Source organism: Pseudomonas corrugata (assembly GCF_050920615.1).
Lineage (GTDB): Bacteria > Pseudomonadota > Gammaproteobacteria > Pseudomonadales > Pseudomonadaceae > Aquipseudomonas > Aquipseudomonas corrugata.
The window spans coordinates 1,764,039-1,782,804 of sequence record NZ_CP130434.1 but is presented as its reverse complement, the minus strand read 5'-3'; the positions used below and the strand labels follow the sequence as shown (position 1 = coordinate 1,782,804).

At 60.4% G+C, this 18,766-nt stretch carries 18 protein-coding genes; 8 read left to right on the top strand and 10 right to left on the bottom strand.

The features are described 5' to 3' along the window. Positions 1-502: 502 nt before the first annotated feature. Both QZH45_RS08040 and QZH45_RS08035 read left to right on the top strand, forming a co-directional pair. Positions 503-703 carry a hypothetical protein gene (locus tag QZH45_RS08040; RefSeq protein ID WP_080686273.1) on the top strand — a complete coding sequence of 67 codons (201 nt, stop codon included), beginning with the start codon at positions 503-505 and terminating at the stop codon, positions 701-703. Between the two features lie 357 nt (positions 704-1,060). Next, positions 1,061-2,536, top strand: coding sequence for an inorganic phosphate transporter (locus QZH45_RS08035; protein WP_024780242.1), 1,476 nt, complete (start codon positions 1,061-1,063; stop codon positions 2,534-2,536). Positions 2,537-2,735: 199 nt separating this feature from the next. Here the strand turns inward: QZH45_RS08035 and ccoM are convergent, their stop codons facing one another. The 3 genes from ccoM to QZH45_RS08020 all read right to left on the bottom strand — a co-directional run bounded on the left by ccoM (position 2,736) and on the right by QZH45_RS08020 (position 3,596). Then, positions 2,736-2,852, bottom strand: a complete 117-nt coding sequence (gene ccoM / locus QZH45_RS08030; protein WP_024780241.1) for a cytochrome c oxidase subunit CcoM — start codon at positions 2,850-2,852, stop codon at positions 2,736-2,738. Between the two features lie 146 nt (positions 2,853-2,998). After that, entirely contained in the window at positions 2,999-3,160 is a 162-nt protein-coding gene (locus QZH45_RS08025; protein WP_167355728.1) for a hypothetical protein, read from the bottom strand. A 94-nt stretch (positions 3,161-3,254) separates the two neighbouring features. Then, the gene (locus tag QZH45_RS08020; protein ID WP_024780240.1) at positions 3,255-3,596 is read right to left on the bottom strand and encodes a hypothetical protein; all 342 of its coding nucleotides are present in this window, start codon (positions 3,594-3,596) and stop codon (positions 3,255-3,257) included. Between the two features lie 246 nt (positions 3,597-3,842). On the opposite strand from QZH45_RS08020, the gene rapA reads away from it, so the two are divergent. Continuing rightward, a complete protein-coding gene (gene rapA / locus QZH45_RS08015; RefSeq protein WP_024780239.1) occupies positions 3,843-6,689 on the top strand; it encodes an RNA polymerase-associated protein RapA in 2,847 nt (948 codons plus the stop codon). Positions 6,690-7,041: 352 nt separating this feature from the next. Here the strand turns inward: rapA and QZH45_RS08010 are convergent, their stop codons facing one another. From QZH45_RS08010 to QZH45_RS08000, 3 genes are all read right to left on the bottom strand, one after another. After that, positions 7,042-7,923 carry a hypothetical protein gene (locus QZH45_RS08010; RefSeq protein ID WP_024781214.1) on the bottom strand — a complete coding sequence of 294 codons (882 nt, stop codon included), beginning with the start codon at positions 7,921-7,923 and terminating at the stop codon, positions 7,042-7,044. Positions 7,924-8,030: 107 nt separating this feature from the next. Continuing rightward, positions 8,031-9,014 (bottom strand): NAD-dependent epimerase/dehydratase family protein, encoded by a 984-nt coding sequence (locus tag QZH45_RS08005; RefSeq protein WP_033035242.1) that lies wholly within the window; start codon positions 9,012-9,014, stop codon positions 8,031-8,033. Between the two features lie 78 nt (positions 9,015-9,092). Next, a complete protein-coding gene (locus QZH45_RS08000; RefSeq protein WP_024781213.1) occupies positions 9,093-9,992 on the bottom strand; it encodes a LysR family transcriptional regulator ArgP in 900 nt (299 codons plus the stop codon). 90 nt (positions 9,993-10,082) lie between these two features. Here QZH45_RS08000 and QZH45_RS07995 point away from each other — a divergent pair, with 90 nt between their 5' ends. The 5 genes from QZH45_RS07995 to QZH45_RS07975 all read left to right on the top strand — a co-directional run bounded on the left by QZH45_RS07995 (position 10,083) and on the right by QZH45_RS07975 (position 15,830). Next, positions 10,083-10,484, top strand: coding sequence for an ACT domain-containing protein (locus tag QZH45_RS07995; protein ID WP_024781212.1), 402 nt, complete (start codon positions 10,083-10,085; stop codon positions 10,482-10,484). 5 nt (positions 10,485-10,489) lie between these two features. Continuing rightward, entirely contained in the window at positions 10,490-11,092 is a 603-nt protein-coding gene (locus QZH45_RS07990; protein ID WP_053192871.1) for a LysE/ArgO family amino acid transporter, read from the top strand. A gap of 174 nt (positions 11,093-11,266) precedes the next feature. Further along, positions 11,267-11,863 carry a superoxide dismutase gene (locus QZH45_RS07985; protein ID WP_024781210.1) on the top strand — a complete coding sequence of 199 codons (597 nt, stop codon included), beginning with the start codon at positions 11,267-11,269 and terminating at the stop codon, positions 11,861-11,863. A 307-nt stretch (positions 11,864-12,170) separates the two neighbouring features. Beyond that, entirely contained in the window at positions 12,171-14,222 is a 2,052-nt protein-coding gene (locus QZH45_RS07980; protein ID WP_024781209.1) for a putative bifunctional diguanylate cyclase/phosphodiesterase, read from the top strand. A 264-nt stretch (positions 14,223-14,486) separates the two neighbouring features. Then, the gene (locus QZH45_RS07975) at positions 14,487-15,830 is read left to right on the top strand and encodes an imelysin family protein (RefSeq protein ID WP_024781208.1); all 1,344 of its coding nucleotides are present in this window, start codon (positions 14,487-14,489) and stop codon (positions 15,828-15,830) included. A 226-nt stretch (positions 15,831-16,056) separates the two neighbouring features. Here the strand turns inward: QZH45_RS07975 and QZH45_RS07970 are convergent, their stop codons facing one another. The 4 genes from QZH45_RS07970 to QZH45_RS07955 form a co-directional block, all read right to left on the bottom strand. Further along, positions 16,057-17,292 (bottom strand): RNA polymerase sigma factor, encoded by a 1,236-nt coding sequence (locus QZH45_RS07970; RefSeq protein ID WP_024781207.1) that lies wholly within the window; start codon positions 17,290-17,292, stop codon positions 16,057-16,059. Beyond that, a complete protein-coding gene (locus tag QZH45_RS07965) occupies positions 17,292-17,768 on the bottom strand; it encodes an SRPBCC family protein (RefSeq protein WP_024781206.1) in 477 nt (158 codons plus the stop codon). Before QZH45_RS07965 ends, QZH45_RS07970 begins: the two co-directional genes overlap by 1 nt. Positions 17,769-17,795: 27 nt before the next feature. Next, positions 17,796-18,140 (bottom strand): YciI family protein, encoded by a 345-nt coding sequence (locus QZH45_RS07960; RefSeq protein ID WP_024781205.1) that lies wholly within the window; start codon positions 18,138-18,140, stop codon positions 17,796-17,798. A gap of 65 nt (positions 18,141-18,205) precedes the next feature. Beyond that, entirely contained in the window at positions 18,206-18,640 is a 435-nt protein-coding gene (locus QZH45_RS07955; protein WP_055136174.1) for a YybH family protein, read from the bottom strand. Positions 18,641-18,766 lie beyond the last annotated feature (126 nt).

The window sequence follows — 18,766 nt, the reverse complement described above, 5'->3', positions numbered from 1 at the left end:
GGCCCCTTCAAGACCGTTCGATTATCGAACCCTCGGCCGATAATCGCAATCGACCAAACCGTCTCCGGGCGTCGTCCGACCGCTCGAAAAATCCGAAACATGTTTGAAGAGCAGCGTCAGGCGCATTTGACTTTGAACAACGAAGTTGCAATATTGAACTTGTCGCCTTGAACGGCGCGAGGGTATCGGCACCAGTGGTATTGCTTGAAACGTAATTGCCACAAGTTGCACATGCAAACATGGGTACACACAACAATCCGCCCTTTTAATATTTCCCGATAGTGTTCCTCGGGTGGACCGCTATAATGCAATGCAGTGACGGTACGGCCTATCGGTCTCTTCCGTCCTCAGGTGCCTGAAGCCCCCATGGCCGCTTCCCCTGTATTGGCAACAACACGAAGCCCTGATGCTACGTCAGCTGTCAGCTCTGGTGCCGTGGCCGTCTGCGTGGATACATGCAGTGCGTATCACCAGATTCAATTTCACTTTGCTAGGTAATACTGTGACGAAAGACGAACTGCGCGCGGAACTTGAGCGCCAGGAACAACGTTACAAGGAAGTTTACGGCGGGGAAGTCACCACCTACGCCGCACAACCTGAACCGGAACGCAAACCCTGGCGTAAACGCGCCACTGTTCAGGACCAGGCCTTTTCCCAGGAACTTCAGAAAATGGAAAAGGAACTCAGGCCTGAAGAGCGATGACACACTTGCATCCTTGAAAACGGTATCCGGTCATCACCCAGGCCGGACGCCGTAGCTGGACGCCCGTCATGAGCGGGCCCCCTCTCCTTCCACCAAACGGTGGAGGAAACCCTGATCCCCCTTCTTTTCGGATATTTCATACTACTGCCAGGGCTCCTGCTCAGCTGCGAGACGCCCCTTGCCTCCTGGCTTTAACCCCCGGAATCAATGGGTTGCGCGCCCCTTGGGATAGCTGCTTCCAGGTGGGCTCCTACAAAATATTTCATTGAAGAATGTTACCGATGAGCAGGCAATGCATCGATCAACGAGGTTTTCTGGCATAATCGCGCCCCCTTATGACCGGGTCAGAAAACCTTCATGATCGATTTATTCAGCGGACTGGATGCTTGGGTGCTCGTGAGCCTCTTGCTCGCCCTGGCTTTTGTCCTCGCGTTCGAGTTCATCAACGGCTTTCATGACACCGCTAACGCGGTTGCCACTGTTATCTACACCAAAGCAATGCCGCCGCACCTGGCGGTGTTCTTTTCCGGTGTGTTCAACTTCCTCGGCGTGCTACTGGGCGGCGTGGGCGTGGCGTATGCCATCGTTCACCTGTTGCCGGTGGAACTGCTGATCAACGTGAACACCGGACACGGGCTGGCGATGGTGTTTTCGCTGCTTGCAGCGGCCATCACCTGGAACCTGGGCACCTGGTACTTCGGTATCCCGGCATCCAGCTCCCATACCTTGATTGGTTCGATCCTCGGCGTGGGCCTGGCCAACGCGTTGATCAACGACATCCCGTTGGGCGACGGAGTCAACTGGCAGAAGGCGATCGATATCGGCGCCTCTCTGGTGTTCTCGCCCATGGCCGGCTTCCTGGTTGCGGCCGTTGTGCTGATTGGCCTGAAATGGTGGCGTCCGCTGTCGAAGATGCACAAGACACCGGAACAACGTCGCAAAGTCGACGACAAGAAGCATCCTCCGTTCTGGAACCGCCTGGTGCTGGTGATTTCGGCCATGGCCGTCAGCTTCGTCCACGGCTCCAACGATGGTCAGAAAGGTATCGGCCTCATCATGCTGGTGCTGATCGGCATTGTGCCTGCGCAATTCGTACTCGACCTGAGCAGCACCACCTACCAGATCGAGCGCACCCGTGATGCGACCCTGCACCTGAGCCAGTTCTACCAGCGCAACAGCGAATCCCTGGGCGAATACCTGGCGCTGGGCAAAAGCGTGCCAGGCGACCTGCCGGAGAAATTCCGTTGCAACCCGCAGCAGACCGAACCCACCATCAATGCGCTGCTCGATACCCTTAAAGGTGTTGCCGACTATCACTCGCTGCCGTCGGAAAGCCGCATCGAGATTCGTCGCTACCTGCTCTGCCTGGACGACACGGCCAAAAAGGTCGGCAAGTTGCCAAACCTGTCAGCCCGCGAAAAAGACGATCTGAACAAACTCCGCAAGGATCTGACCGCCACCACCGAGTACGCTCCGTTCTGGGTGATCCTGGCCGTCGCCCTGGCACTGGGCCTGGGTACCATGGTGGGCTGGAAGCGTGTGGTACTGACCATCGGCGAGAAAATCGGCAAGCAGGGCATGACCTACGCCCAAGGCATGTCGGCGCAGATCACTACCGCGAGCATGATCGGCCTGGCCAACGTCTTCAGCCTGCCGGTATCCACCACCCACGTGCTGTCTTCCGGCGTGGCCGGTACCATGATCGCCAGCAAGAGCGGCTTGCAAGGCGGCACAGTCCGTAACATCCTGCTGGCCTGGGTGCTGACCCTGCCGGCGACGGTGGCGCTGTCGGCCGGGTTGTTCTGGCTGGCTTCCAAGGCCTTGGGCAGCTGATTCCAGCGGCTCACAAAAAAGGTGCGATCCTTGCGGATCGCACCTTTTTTTATGCCCGGAATACCAGCCCCTGTGGGAACAAGCTTTGCTCCCACAGGCTCGAACAGGGCTTTGGTGTGTGGGCAAGAATCTGGCACAAAAAAAAAGGGCGACCGAAGTCGCCCAAAATGCCTTGCGTGCTCGTTACAGCCGGAAAGACCTACGGTTTTTTGCGCTTGTGTGCGTCTCTCCAGATGAATAATCCAAAAACGGCGAAAAATACCAACATGAAGCCGACCGTCAACATTCCAGCAAACACCACATTGTCGAAAAACATGATTGGCCTCCTGGTCCTGCCCCTGTTGTGTTGGAGCCAAGTTAACCATTCGAGCAGGGATGAACATTGACCGGGGTCAATAACGCTCGGGACCGAGCGAAAAGGAAGGGAAATAACTGATCTACATCAATGGATCGGGGGGTGCGTCAACGCTTTTTCGGTTTGCTCTTCGGCTTTTTTTTGGCTTTGCCCAGAGGCATCGCCTGCTCGAACGCCTGTCGGACTTCATTGAGGCGCTTTTCGTTGAGGTCGTGAACACGCTTGGCGCGCTCAGTATTCAGGTCAATCAGTTTGTCGTCTTGGCTCATGGCGTGTCGGCATCATGCAGTGAGTGCGAATGTGCTCATGATGGGGGCTGTTGGCAGCGTTGACCAGCCTGCGCGCGTAGACAAATACCGAAAATCAGATCTGGATATCGACCCACAGGCCCTGGCGCGCCTCATCGTCTATCAGAGGTTTCACCGGCACGGTGTTATCGGCGTTGAGCTCGGTTCCCGGTATGGCCAGGTGTTCCTCGGGGTCCTCATCGGCCTCGCGACGGCGCCTTTCACGCTCCTGCTGGCGACGCTGCTCCTCGCGCAGCAACAGCGCAGCCTCTTCAGGATCGCGCTTTTGCAGGTCAATGGTGCTTTCACTGGAGGTCTGCTGTACCGGGGCCACGGGCGGGATGTCCGGTCGCTGGCGGACTGGATCCTGTTGTGCAGTGATGGGGACGGCGCTCAAAGGGAGCGTGGGTAGCAACATAGAAATCTCCTGTCATCAGGCTATCGGCTGCGGCGCAGGCGGCTTGAACCGCTGGTCCGAAACTTGTGACCCGGTTGGCATTACGCACGGCAGGTACAAGCCTGTTTGATCGCCAAACCCGCTGAAGTTCCATCAGACCAGTCGAAGGATCAGCCGCCATAACAGCCCGTTGCGTGCGTAATTTCTTTGGTCTGGAGGATCATTCCGTTAAGATAATCGGCTTTTTCAAGGCGGGAGTCAGGCAGCATGGCGCAGCAGTATCAACCGGGGCAACGCTGGATCAGTGACAGCGAAGCCGAGCTGGGTTTAGGCACCGTTCTGGCACAGGACGGCCGCTTGTTGACCGTGCTCTACCCGGCCACTGGCGATACTCGCCAGTACGCGCTACGGAATGCGCCTCTTACACGTGTACGGTTTTCGCCGGGCGACGTGATCACTCACTTCGAAGGTTGGAAAATGACCGTGCGCGAAGTCGATGATGTCGACGGGCTGCTGGTCTATCACGGCCTTAACGGACAGAACGAAGTCGTCACCCTGCCGGAAACCCAGCTGTCGAACTTCATCCAGTTCCGCCTGGCCAGCGACCGTCTGTTCGCCGGCCAGATCGACCCGCTGGCCTGGTTCTCCCTGCGCTATCACACCCTGGAACACACCAGCCGCCAATTGCAGTCCCCGCTCTGGGGCCTGGGTGGCGTTCGGGCCCAGCCCATCGCCCACCAGTTGCACATCGCCCGGGAAGTGGCCGACCGCATTGCACCCAGGGTATTGCTGGCGGACGAAGTGGGGTTGGGCAAGACCATCGAGGCCGGTCTGGTCATTCATCGCCAGCTGCTGTCCGGGCGCGCCAGCCGCGTACTGATACTGGTCCCGGAAAACCTTCAGCACCAGTGGCTGGTGGAAATGCGCCGGCGCTTCAACCTGCAAGTCGCCCTGTTCGATGAGGAACGCTTCATCGAAAGCGATGCGAGCAACCCGTTCGAAGATACGCAACTGGCGCTGGTGGCGCTGGAATGGCTGGTGGACGACGAGAAGGCCCAGGACGCGCTGTTCGCCGCCGGCTGGGACCTGATGGTGGTCGACGAAGCCCATCACCTGGTGTGGCACGAGGATCAGGTCAGTCCGCAATACGCGCTGGTCGAACAGCTTGCCGAGACGATCCCCGGCGTATTGCTGCTGACCGCGACGCCGGAACAGTTGGGCCAGGACAGCCACTTCGCCCGCCTGCGCCTGCTGGACCCGAACCGCTTCCATGACCTCAAGGCCTTCCGCGCCGAAAGCGAAAATTACCGCCCCGTGGCCGAGGCTGTGCAAGAGCTGCTGGACAAGGGCCGCCTCTCGCCCGAAGCCCACAAGACCATCCACGGTTTCCTGGGCAACGAAGGCGAAGCGCTGCTGACCGCCGTCAACGATGGCGACGTCGAAGCCAGCGCCCGCCTGGTCCGCGAATTGCTGGACCGTCACGGCACCGGCCGTGTGCTGTTTCGCAATACCCGGGCCGCCGTACAGGGCTTCCCGGAGCGTAAACTGCACGCTTATCCGCTGCCGTGCCCGGACGAATACCTCGAGCTGCCGCTGGGCGATCACGCCGAGCTGTACCCGGAAGTCAGCTTCCAGGCCCAACCGGATGCCAGCGAAGAAGAACGCTGGTGGAAATTCGACCCACGCGTCGAGTGGCTGATCGACCAACTGAAAATGCTCAAGCGCACCAAGGTACTGGTGATCTGTGCCCATGCCGAAACCGCCATGGACCTGGAAGATGCCTTGCGCGTGCGCTCCGGCATCCCGGCCACGGTATTCCACGAAGGCATGAACATCCTCGAGCGCGACCGTGCCGCCGCGTACTTCGCCGACGAAGAGTTTGGCGCGCAAGTGCTGATCTGCTCGGAAATCGGCAGTGAAGGACGCAACTTCCAGTTCGCTCATCACCTGGTGCTGTTCGACCTGCCTTCTCACCCGGACCTGCTGGAACAGCGAATCGGCCGGCTGGACCGGATCGGCCAGAAGCACACCATCGAGTTGCACGTGCCGTACCTGGAAACCAGCCCGCAAGAGCGGCTGTACCAGTGGTACCACGAGGCGCTGAACGCATTCCTCAACACCTGCCCGACCGGCAACGCCTTGCAGCATCAATTCGGCCCGCGCCTGCTGCCCTTGCTGGAAGAGGCAGACGATGGCCAGTGGCAAGCGCTGATCGACGAGGCACGCGCCGAACGCGAGCGTCTGGAGACCGAGCTGCACACCGGTCGCGACCGTTTGCTGGAACTCAACTCGGGCGGCGCCGGTGAAGGTGACGCACTGGTGGAAGCCATTCTTGAGCAAGACGACCAGTTCGCCCTGCCAATCTACATGGAAACCCTGTTCGACGCGTTCGGCATCGACAGCGAGGACCATTCGGACAACGCGCTGATTCTCAAGCCGAGCGAAAAAATGCTCGATGCCAGCTTCCCGCTTGGCGACGACGAAGGCGTGACCATCACCTACGACCGTAACCAGGCGCTATCGCGCGAGGACATGCAGTTCATCACCTGGGAACACCCGATGGTGCAAGGCGGCATGGACCTGGTGCTGTCCGGCTCCATGGGCAATACGGCCGTGGCGCTGATCAAGAACAAGGCCCTCAAGCCCGGCACCGTGCTGCTGGAACTGCTTTACGTCAGTGAAGTGGTGGCCCCACGCTCGCTGCAACTGGGCCGCTACCTGCCACCGGCCGCCCTGCGCTGCCTGCTGGACAGCAACGGTAACGACCTGGCGGCCCGGGTTTCGTTCGAGACATTGAACGACCAGCTCGAAAGCGTGCCTCGCGCCAGCGCCAACAAGTTCATCCAGGCCCAGCGTGACCAACTCACGCCGCGCATCAATGCCGGTGAAGAGAAGATTGCCCCACGGCACGCCGAGCGCGTGGCCGAGGCACAACGTCGCCTGGCCGCCGATACTGACGAAGAGCTGGCCCGTCTGACCGCCCTGCAAGCCGTCAATCCGACCGTGCGCGACAGCGAGCTGGTGGCCCTGCGCAAACAGCGCGAACAAGGCCTGGCGATGCTGGAAAAGGCTGCGCTGCGCCTGGAAGCGATCCGGGTGTTGGTGGCGGGCTGATCAGCCCTGGCAACACAAAAAAAGGCCCGCAGCGCTGCGTAATGCCAGTCAGTTAAGGATCAAACGGCGCAACGCCTGTGGGAGTAAAGCTTGCTCGCGATAGCGATGGACCCGTCAACATTGTTGCTGACTGACCTACCGCAATCGCGAGCAAGCTTTGCTCCCACGGGTTTGTGGCTTAACTGACTGGCATTACGCAGCGATGCGGGCCTTTTTTTGTGCGCCGAGCACACCTTTCACAAACATCCCCGAAACGCTGTGGGAGCAGGCTCGCTCGCACAGGGATTGCGGCGTATACAAATGCTGCTTATCCCGCGGGAACTGCGCCGAACAGCAAGCACCAAAAAACCCGTCACTGCCCCTGAGCGCTGAGTTGCTGTTGCAGGTTGCGAATCTGCGCTTGCAGCGTATTGATATTGCGGGTGACCTGGCCGCGGAAGGCATCGAACTCGGCCGTACCGCCGCCCGAGCGATTATCCTGCTGGCTCTTGAGCACCATCATCTCCTGCTCCAGGCGCTCGATGGCAGGGTTCTGGTTATTCCTTTTCAGGGCGGTGATATCGGCACCGATGCTCTTGAGCTGCGCATCGAGCACGCCGTCTTCACCCTGGTTCTTCAGGGTGGTCACTTCCGCCGCCAGTGCCTTGACCTGGGCCTGAAGCTCCTTGTTGGAAGCTTGCAACTGAGTGCTGGTATTCTGCTGCTCAGTGGCCTGGGCAATGAGTTGGGCCAGCTCCTTGTCCAGGTCGGCGGATGGACCGAACGTGGCCTGCTGTTGCTTGTATTGCTCTTGCAGCTTGCTTTCGAAAAGCCGAGCCTGGTCTTGCAGCTTGTTGTCCAACTGCTTGACCTGCAGCTTCAAGGCTTCACTGTCGCTCATGACATTGGACTGACCGGCTACCACCTTGCCGGAAATGTCCTGCAACCGTCCCGCCGCGTCCTCACTGATCCGCGCGAAGCTCTCCTGGGTCGCCACCAACTGCTGCTCCATCAGGGAAATCTGCTGGAAGCTCCACCAGGCCAGGAAACCGAACGCACACAGCAACGCGCCGACCAGCGCCCATAGCGGCCCGGTGCTGGGCCCCTTGACCTTTGCGGCCATCACGGGTGTCGGACGCGCTTGCACATGAGCCTGACGGTTGGGCAGGAAGTCATCGTCATCGGGGACGTCGGCACGCATCCGCAGGCTCGGTACATCGTCGAAGTCGTCGTGTTCATCATTACGCGTGGGCATGGATTCAACCTTTGAAAAACCAGTAATGGCTTGATGCGGCGAGTATAACCCCCTCGCCCGCCGCACCGATTGACCCCGAACCCGGCACTCGGTTCATGACGGACCGATCAGCGGGCTTTCCACCAGGTGCAGAATTCATCGAGGGCGGCCCACAGGCTGACCTGCGGATCGTAACCGAGATAATGCCGGGCCCGGCTGATGTCGAGGGTGAAATTTTTGTTCATGACCTGCATGCCCAGGCGCGACAGCGTCGGCTCGGGACGGCCCGGCCACAATTTGCAGGCCCCTTCGTTCAGCGCTGCAATGCTGTAGGCCAACCCGTAGGAACGGTAACGCCTGACCTGTGGGACGTCCATCTGCCGCATTACATAGTTGACCACGTCCCACAGCGGAACCGGCGCCCCGTTGCTGATGTTGTAGGCCTTGCCCAAGGCTGAACCGGTGGCCAGCAGACTGCTGAGCAGCGCCTCGTTGAGGTTGTGCACGCTGGTAAAATCCACCTTGTTCAAACCATTGCCAACAATCGCCAACCGCCCCTTGCGCTGCATGTTCAACAACCGCGGGAAGATGCTCATATCGCCGGCCCCGGTCACGAAGCGAGGCCGCAGGGCCAGCACTTCAAGGCCAAACTCCTGGGCGCCGAAGACTTTCTGCTCAGCCAGGTATTTGGTGGCGGCATAGGGATGCCTGAAGCGCTTGGGTACCTGCTCTTCGGTCAGTCCGATGTGGTCGCGGCCATCAAAATAGATCGAGGGTGACGACAGATGCACCAGGCGCCGGACCTTTTGCTTGAGGCAGGCCTCGACAACGTTTTCCGTGAGCTGGACATTACCCTGGTGAAAATCCTGATAGCGGCCCCACAACCCCACGGAACCGGCGCAGTGCACCACGGCGTCGACGTCCAGGCACAGATCACGGGCCAACAGCGGATCACTCAGATCCCCCGGGACGAATTGCGCACCGCGACGCACCAGGTGCTCCACACTCTCGGCCCGGCGTCCGTTGACCCGTACATCCAGGCCCTGCTCCAGGGCGAAACGCGCAAAGCGCCCGCCGATGAAGCCGCTTGCGCCGGTAACCAGAATTTTCATGAATGCTCCCAACCCGTGCAGTGGCGGGCATCGAGCCGCCACGGCCAATTAATCTGTACGCCGCTTGCGGCTTGACGCTCATTGCGGTCCCCAAGGCACCAGCCAGCGCTTCGAGCAGTGAATCAATTGATCGGTCAACACCCCGAGCAACTGCCCACCATTACGCCAATGATGCCAGTACAACGGCACATCGATCGGTTTATCTGCCAGCAACTCCACCAGCACACCACGCGCCAGTTGTTCGCGCATCTGCAGTTCCGGGACCAACCCCCAGCCAAGCCCCGCTTCGGCCAGGCGCAGGAAACCTTCGGAGGACGGACATAGATGGTGCTCGAAACCACCTTCGACGCCGAGGGAAGCAAGGTAGCGGTGCTGCAGGAAATCATCCGGGCCGAACACCAGGGCCGGCGTGCGAGCCAATTGATCGGCGCGTACGCCGTCAGGGAAGTGCCGGGCGATGAAGTCCGGACTCGCCACCGCCCGGTAGCGCATGGCTCCCAGCAAGACGCTGCGGGCCCCAGCCACCGGGCGTTCGCTTGCACAGACACACGCCGCCACTTCACCGGCGCGCATGCGCTTGAGGCCAACGTTCTGGTCCTCGACCACCAAGTCCATCAACAGGTGATGTTCAGCGCAGAAATCGCCCACGGCTGCCGCCCACCAGGTCGCCAGGCTGTCGGCATTCAGGGCGATGCGCAGACGTTCGGGCAGACCCTCTTCATCCAGCGCCGGCACCAGGCTTTGCAGATCACGCTCCAGCAAGCGTACCTGCTGCACATGGTTGAGCAAACGGCGACCGATCTCGGTGGGAGCCGGCGGTGTGGCGCGTACCAGTACAGGTTGGCCGACGCGCGCCTCCAACAGTTTGATCCGCTGGGAAATGGCCGATTGGGATAAACCCAGTACTTGGGCGGCGCGCTCAAAGCCGGCCTGCTCCACCACGGCAGCCAGCGCAGCCAGCAATTTGTAATCGAACATCAGTGTTCCTAATGAGCAATCAGCAATATTTGTTTTTCTTATACAGCTTGCGACCGGAGAATGGCCAGCATTCACTTCAAGGAGCGAGCCATGTCTGGCGAAACATCATTGAACACTCTGCTGCGCAGCATGAGCCCACAGCTCAACCAGGGCGAATACGTGTTCTGTAGCCTGCCCGACGGCCGGATCCCGGCGGACATCGCAATCGTCGGCAGCTTTCTCGAACGAGAGGGACTGACGGTGATCCTGGAAAAATCCCAGGCGCAAAAGGCCGAGCTGGACTTCGACTATATCGCCGCCTGGATCACCCTTGAGGTGCATTCGGCCTTGCAGGCCGTTGGCCTGACCGCCGCGTTCGCCACGGCATTGGGAGATGCCGGTATCAGTTGCAACGTGATCGCAGGTTTCTACCACGACCACTTGTTCGTCGGCCGGGACGATGCGGAACAGGCCATGGCTGTGCTCGAACAACTGGCCGCGAACGGGGAGTGATGATCATGTGGCAGAGTTATGTGAACGGGCTGCTGGTGGCCCTTGGGCTGATCATGGCTATCGGCGCCCAGAACGCGTTTGTGCTGGCCCAGAGTCTTCGCCGCGAGCATCATTTGCCCGTGGCTGCGCTGTGCGTTACCTGCGATGCGCTGCTGGTCATGGCCGGAGTATTCGGGCTGGCTACGCTGTTGGCCCAGAGCCCGTTGTTGCTCTCGATTGCCCGCTGGGGAGGGGCGGCGTTCCTGTTCTGGTATGGCAGCCTCGCCTTGCGCCGGGCCTGTTCGAAGCAGAGCCTGAAACAGGGTGAAAAACAGGCCGTGCGCTCACTGCGGGCGGTATTGCTCAGTGCGCTGGCAGTCACGCTGCTCAACCCTCACGTCTACCTCGACACCGTGCTGCTGATCGGCTCCCTCGGTGCCCAGCAGAGCGTGCCCGGGGCCTATGTCGTGGGCGCCGCCAGCGCCTCGCTGTTGTGGTTCTTCACCCTGGCCTTCGGTGCTGCGTGGCTGGCTCCCTGGCTGGCTCGTCCGAGCACCTGGCGGATCCTCGACCTGCTGGTGGCGGTGATGATGTTCACCGTGGCGGTGCAGTTGATCGTCATGGGCTGATTATTCAAAACCGCTCTGGAACCTCTATCCCACACAGTTGTTGCGTGGTTATGCCGCACCCCCGGTGCTATGATCCGACCCTGCGCCGCAAAGAGTACAAACTCCCCGGCGCTAGTCCGGCCGCCCGTGATCGGCCTTGCGCTCACCGCAACTGACCTGATTAGGAGAATCACCATGGCTTTCGAATTGCCGCCGCTGCCCTACGCACACGATGCACTGCAGCCGCACATCTCCAAAGAGACTCTGGAATTTCACCACGACAAGCACCACAACACCTACGTCGTGAACCTGAACAACCTGGTGCCTGGCACCGAGTTCGAAGGCAAGACCCTGGAAGAAATCGTCAAGACTTCCTCGGGCGGCATCTTCAACAACGCCGCTCAGGTCTGGAACCACACCTTCTACTGGAACTGCCTGGCGCCTAACGCCGGCGGTCAACCTACCGGCGCACTGGCCGAAGCCATCAACAAGGCCTTCGGTTCGTTCGACAAGTTCAAGGAAGAGTTCAGCAAGACCTCGATCGGCACCTTCGGTTCCGGCTGGGGCTGGCTGGTGAAAAAGGCCGACGGCTCCCTGGCCCTGGCCAGCACCATCGGCGCCGGCAACCCGCTGACCAGCGGCGACACCCCGCTGCTGACCTGCGACGTCTGGGAACACGCCTACTACATTGACTACCGTAACCTTCGCCCGAAATACGTCGAAGCGTTCTGGAACCTGGTCAACTGGAAATTCGTGGCCGAGCAGTTCGAAGGCAAGGCTTTCACCGCCTAAGCTTCGATCCGATGCCCGACAAAAGAACCCGGCACCTTGCCGGGTTTTTTTTGCCCGGCACACATTGCACTCCGCTTTCGAGTGGATGACCTCACGTCTGAATCCGAACAAAAATTCCTTCGGGGCCTCAAGTTGCGAGCCTCTGCAACCGACACAATGACTGTAGAGCAATCACTCTGGAAAAACCGCATATTGGCCATGTCCCAGGCAAAATCCCTTGTGTTTGATTGTCCCTTTGACTGACATCACAGGATTGCCAATACTCATGGCAACTTGACGCTACCCGCACGGTACAAGGAATCCCTCTTTGAAGCTGGAACTCAAGAACAGCTTGTCTGTGAAGTTGCTCCGGGTCGTGCTCCTCTCGGCATTGATCGTTGGCCTGATTTTGAGCTGTGCCCAGATCGTTTTCGATGCCTATAAAACCAACCGGGCCGTCGCCAACGATGCCCAGCGCATTCTCGATATGTTTCGCGATCCCTCGACCCAGGCCGTCTATAGCCTCGACCGGGAAATGGGCATGCAAGTGATCGAAGGGCTATTCCAGGACGAGGCCGTCCGCATGGCCTCCATCGGTCACCCTCACGAAACCATGCTTGCCGAAAAGACCCGGCCTTTGCAGCACTCCGAAAGCCGCTGGCTGACCGACCTGATCCTGGGCAAGGAACGCACCTTCACCACGCAGTTGGTTGGCCGCGGCCCCTACAGCGAGTATTACGGCGACCTGAGCATCACCCTGGACACCTCCACCTACGGCCAGAGTTTCATCATCAACTCCGTGATCATTTTCATCTCCGGCATGTTGCGGGCCCTGGCAATGGGCCTGGTGTTGTACCTTGTCTATCACTGGCTGCTGACCAAGCCGCTGTCGCGGATCATCGAGCACCTGACGGAAATCAATCCCGATCGCCCCAGCGCCCACAAGATTCCACAGCTTCGTGGCCACGAACAGAACGAGCTGGGGTTGTGGATCAACACCGCCAACCAGTTGCTCGCCTCCATCGAGCGCAATACACACCTGCGCCACGAAGCGGAAAACAGCCTGCTGCGGATGGCCCAGTACGACTTCCTCACCGGCCTGCCCAACCGCCAACAGCTACAGCAGCAACTGGACAAGATCCTCGTCGATGCCGGCCGCCTGCAACGCCGGGTGGCGGTGCTGTGTGTGGGACTGGACGACTTCAAGAGTATCAACGAACAGTTCAGCTACCAGACCGGAGACCAACTGCTGCTGGCCCTGGCCGACCGGCTGCGGGCCCACAGCGGACGCCTGGGTGCGCTGGCACGGCTGGGGGGCGACCAGTTCGCCCTGGTCCAGGCCGACATCGAGCAGCCTTACGAGGCCGCCGAGCTGTCGCAAAGCATTCTCGACGACCTGGAGGCAGCCTTCGCCCTCGACGACCAGGAAATCCGCCTGCGCGCCACCATTGGCATCACGCTGTTCCCCGAGGACGGCGACAGCACCGAGAAGCTGTTGCAGAAAGCCGAGCAGACCATGACCCTGGCCAAGACCCGCTCGCGCAACCGTTACCAGTTCTACATCGCCAGTGTCGACAGCGAAATGCGCCGCCGTCGCGAGCTGGAGAAAGATTTGCGCGAGGCGCTGGTTCGCGAACAGTTCACCCTGGTCTACCAGCCGCAGATCAGCTACCGCGACTTGCGAGTGGTGGGCACCGAAGCCCTGATTCGCTGGCACCATCCCGAACATGGCTTCGTGCCGCCGGATCTGTTCATTCCACTGGCCGAGCAAAACGGCACCATCATTGCCATCGGCGAATGGGTGCTGGACCAGGCCTGCAAGCAGTTGCGCGAATGGCACGACCAGGGGTTCGTCGATCTGCGCATGGCGGTCAACCTGTCCACGGTGCAGCTGCACCATGCCGAACTGCCCAGGGTGGTGAACAACCTCCTGCAGATGTACCGGTTGCCGCCTCGCAGCCTGGAGCTCGAAGTCACCGAAACCGGCCTGATGGAAGACATCACCACCGCTGCCCAGCACTTGCTGAGCCTGCGCCGCTCCGGCGCGTTGATTGCCATCGATGACTTCGGGACGGGCTATTCATCCCTGAGTTACCTCAAGAGCCTGCCGCTGGACAAGATCAAGATCGACAAGAGCTTCGTTCAGGACCTGCTCGATGACGAAGACGATGCGACCATCGTGCGCGCCATCATCCAGCTGGGTAAAAGCCTCGGCATGCAGGTGATCGCCGAAGGCGTCGAGACGGTCGAGCAGGAAGCCTACATCATCGCCGAGGGCTGCCATGAAGGGCAGGGTTACTACTACAGCAAACCCCTGCCAGCACGGGAGCTGGGCGCTTATCTGAAACAGGCGCAGCGCAGCAAGGCCTCCATTCTCTGACGCTTTCAAGATCGCAGGCTTGGCCGCAGAAGCTGGCGAAGGGTCGGGCCGCGTTCGGACGATCTTTTGATTCCGCTTGGGATTCAAGTGCCTGGGAAAAGATCGCAGCCTCGCTTCGCTCGGCAGCTCCTACCCGTCCGCGTGCATTAAATAAGAAATATTTACAGGTGCAACCCTTTACACATAATGCAAATCTTTCGCATTATGTTGCAGCTTTTGCGCCCTCGCGCCAGTCCCATCCATTTTCGAAGCAGGATGTTTGCCATGATTCGTATGCCCCTGGCTACCGCCAGTCTGCTGGCCATCGCCATTTCCCTCGCCGGCTGCGGCGAAGGCAAGGACAAGGCTGCCGCGCCGCAAGCGCCAACGCCTGCCGCCAGCACCGCGGCACCGGCCGCCCCCGCTGCCGCCGGCAAACTTGACGAAGCCGCCGCCAAGGCCGTCGTCGCGCACTACGCCGAGATGGTCTATGCCGTCTACAGCGATGCCGAATCCACCGCAAAAACCCTGCAGACCGCCGTCGACGCGTTCCTCGCCAAGCCGAACGCCGACACACTGAAAGCCGCCCGGGCTGCCTGGGTTGCCGCACGCGTGCCTTACCTGCAGAGTGAAGTGTTCCGCTTCGGCAACACCATCATCGACGACTGGGAAGGCCAGGTGAACGCCTGGCCCCTGGACGAAGGCCTGATCGACTACGTCGATAAATCCTACGAGCACGCGCTGGGTAACCCCGGCGCCACCGCCAACATCATCGCCAACACCGAAGTCCAGGTGGGTGAAGACAAGGTCGATGTGAAAGACATCACCCCGGAAAAACTCGCCAGCCTGAATGAGCTGGGTGGTTCCGAGGCCAACGTCGCCAGCGGCTACCACGCTATCGAATTCCTGCTGTGGGGCCAGGACCTCAACGGTACCGGCCCAGGTGCCGGCAACCGCCCGGCTTCCGATTACCTGGAAGGCGCCGGCGCCACTGGCGGCCACAACGACCGTCGTCGTGCCTACCTCAAATCCGTGACCCAGTTGCTGGTCAGCGACCTGGAAGAAATGGTCGGTAATTGGAAACCGAATGTGGCCGACAACTACCGCGCCACCCTGGAAGCAGAACCTGCCGAAAGCGGCCTGCGCAAGATGCTGTTTGGCATGGGCAGCCTGTCCCTTGGTGAACTGGCGGGCGAGCGCATGAAGGTATCCCTGGAAGCCAACTCGCCAGAAGACGAGCAGGACTGCTTCAGCGACAACACCCACAACTCGCACTTCTACGATGCCAAGGGCGTGCGTAACGTGTACCTGGGCGAATACACCCGCGTCGACGGCACCAAGATGACCGGCGCCAGCCTGTCGTCCCTGGTGGCCAAGGCCGACCCGGCCGCGGATACCGCGCTCAAGGCCGACCTGGCCGATACCGAAGCCAAGATCCAGGTCATGGTCGATCACGCCAACAAGGGTGAGCACTACGACCAGTTGATCGCTGCCGGCAACACCGCCGGCAACCAGATCGTCCGCGACGCCATCGCCGCCCTGGTCAAGCAGACCGGTTCGATCGAACAGGCTGCCGGCAAACTGGGCATCAGCGACCTGAACCCGGACAACGCTGATCACGAGTTCTGATCAACGCTGGCTGAATGAAAAAGGCGACCTCCGGGTCGCCTTTTTCATGGCCGCCACCGAAAGCCGAACACTGTCTTGTGGCGAGGGGATTTATCCCCGTTCGAGTGCGAAGCGCTCGTCAACAGACTGCGCCTGCTGCACAAAGCGTGGGATTGCTTCGCAATCCAACGGGGATAAATCCCCTCGCCACAGATAGATTCCCTCGCCGCGGGTCTTTGAGATCACATCACGCCAACGCCGCCAATCGCCCCTCGAGAAACCGTCGCTCCGGCAGTTGCTGTGTCAATTCAAGCGCACGTCGATAAGCCGATCTCGCCTCTTCCACTCGCCCCAACTGCCGGCAGAATTCTGCCCGTGCCGAGTGGGCCAGATGATAATCGAGCAACTCGCCACGCCCCAGGAGCGCCTCGATCAATTGCAGCCCTGCCCGCGGTCCGTCGCGCTTGGCCAGGGCGACGGCGCGATTGAGTTCGATCACCGGTGACGGCATCACCCGCAGCAACACATCATAAAGCCCGACGATTTGCGGCCAGTCGGTCTCCTGCGCGGTGGGCGCTTCGGCGTGCACGGCGGCAATCGCCGCTTGCAGGCAATAAGGCCCGAACCGGCGAGTATTCAACGCGGCTTCCACCAACGCACAACCTTCGGCAATCAGTTGTGCATCCCACAAGGAACGGTCCTGTTCTTCCAGCAACACCAACTCACCGGTATCCGACGTGCGCGCCGTCCGCCGGGATTCGTGCAGCAGCATCAGCGCCAACAACCCCATGACCTCGGCTTCAGGCAACAACTCCATCAACAGGCGTGCAAGGCGGATGGCTTCACGGGTCAGGTCTTCTCGGGTCAACGCGGCGCCCATCGAAGCCGAGTAACCCTCGTTGAACACCAGGTAGATTACTCGCAGCACACTGTCCAACCGCTCGGGCAGTTCCCCACGGGACGGGACCTGGTAGGGAATTTTCGCGTCGCGAATCTTCGCCTTGGCCCGCACGATACGTTGGGCGATGGCCGCGGGTGCAGCAAGGAAAGCACGGGCGATTTCCTCGGTGGTCAGGTCGCAGACTTCCCGCAGCGTCAGCGGCACCTGGGCATCCGCCGCCAGGGCCGGGTGGCAACAGGTGAAAATCAACCGCAGACGATCGTCTTCCACGTCTTCGTCGCTCCAGTCAGCCTGCTCAAGGGCCTCGAGTTGGGCGATCAGCATTGGCTGGGACGCCGCGAAGCGCGCTCGCCTGCGCAAACTGTCAATTGCCTTGAAGCGTCCGGCGGACACCAGCCAGGCCCTCGGGTTGTCCGGTACGCCGTCACGCTGCCAACGCTCAACCGCAATGAAAAAGGCTTCGTGCAGGGCTTCTTCCGCCAGGTCGAAATCCCCCAGCAAGCGAATCAGCGTCGCCAGGATCCGTCGCGAGTCTTGCCGATAGACCTGCTCGACCCGCGCCTTGACCGCATCGGCCGACATCAGTCAGGCATGCCTTGGGTGACCAGCGCTTCGAGCCGATCCAGGCTCTGCCCCCAGCCGTCATGAAAACCCATGGCCTCGTGGGCCTGCCGATCCTCTTCGTTCCAGTGCAGGGCACGAGCGGTGTAGCGGGTTTTGCCGCCCTCCTCTTCAAGCACCACTTCAGCGGTCATGAAGGCCTTGCCGGAGGGCACCCAGCCGGGCATGAACGCGTCGGTGAATACCAGCCGCCGGGGGGCGACAATTTCCAGGAACACCCCCATGGTCGGGTACTCACTGCCGTCAGGCGCACGCATCAGAGTGCGAAACTGACCGCCGACCCACAGGTCCATTTCGCATTCCGGCGTGGTCATGCCATGGGGGCCCCACCACTGGACCAGCAGGGCCGGCTCGGTCCAGGCACGGAAGATCTTCTGGCGCGGGGCATCGATCAGCCGGCTGATGGACAACTCGAAAGCAGCAGGTGTGAAGTTCATGAATCGAATCCTGTTTGTGATTGTTGTTCAGGGGTTCAATTGGCGCACTGGTCGGACTTCGACACAACCGACCCGGGCCGCCGGAATGTTGCCGGCGACCTGAATGGCCTCGTTCAAGTCCTTGGCGTCGATCAGGTAGAAGCCCGCCAGTTGCTCCTTGGTTTCGGCGAACGGCCCGTCGGTGATCGACAGCTTGCCGCCGCGCATGCGCACGGTGGTCGCGGTCTGCACCGACTCCAGGGCCTCGGCGGCGATCATTCGCCCGCTGCCCTGGATCGACTCAGCGTAGGCCATGCACTCGGCGTCCTCCGGACTGTCGGGCGAGTTGTGCAGCGTTTGTTCGTTGCTATACACCAGGCATAAGTACTTCATGGAAAACTCCGGGATCGAACGCGTCAACTATGACGGCAGAAGGACGAGGTGGCGAAAAACGACGATCAGGGCTGAAGATCGAAGATCGCCGTGCCCGCCATCGGATCGAACGGTGCCGACCAGTGTTCATGGACGATCTTCCACTGTCCCGCCACACGTTGATAGCAGGCCGTCACGCGCATCCAGCACACCTGTTCTTCGCCCTTGTCGTTGGTGCCGCCGCAATAGGCTAGCCAATGAGCGAAGGCAATGCTGTCCGCCACGTTGATTTTGACCTGATGGAAGTCGAACTTGTGCGGGCCGGGGCACATTTCCATACAGGCCTGCCAATGGGCGCGATAGGCAACCTTGCCTTTGAATTGCAAGGCCTGGATGGCATCGAACGAGACGATGTCGTCGGCATAGAGCGCCATGACTTTCTCAACGTCCTTGGCCATTACGGCCTGGCGATAGGTGTCGATCAGGGCCTGGATTTCGGTTTCGGTGGCTTGGGTATTCATGGTGATTCTCCACAGTTTCTTGTTGAAGACACCCTTTGTCGTCCCGGGGAACAACGAATCGACATCCCGGATAAAAATAATTCAAGAAAGAAAGTTCGCTAGAATCCAGCCCTCATCCTGCCGGCG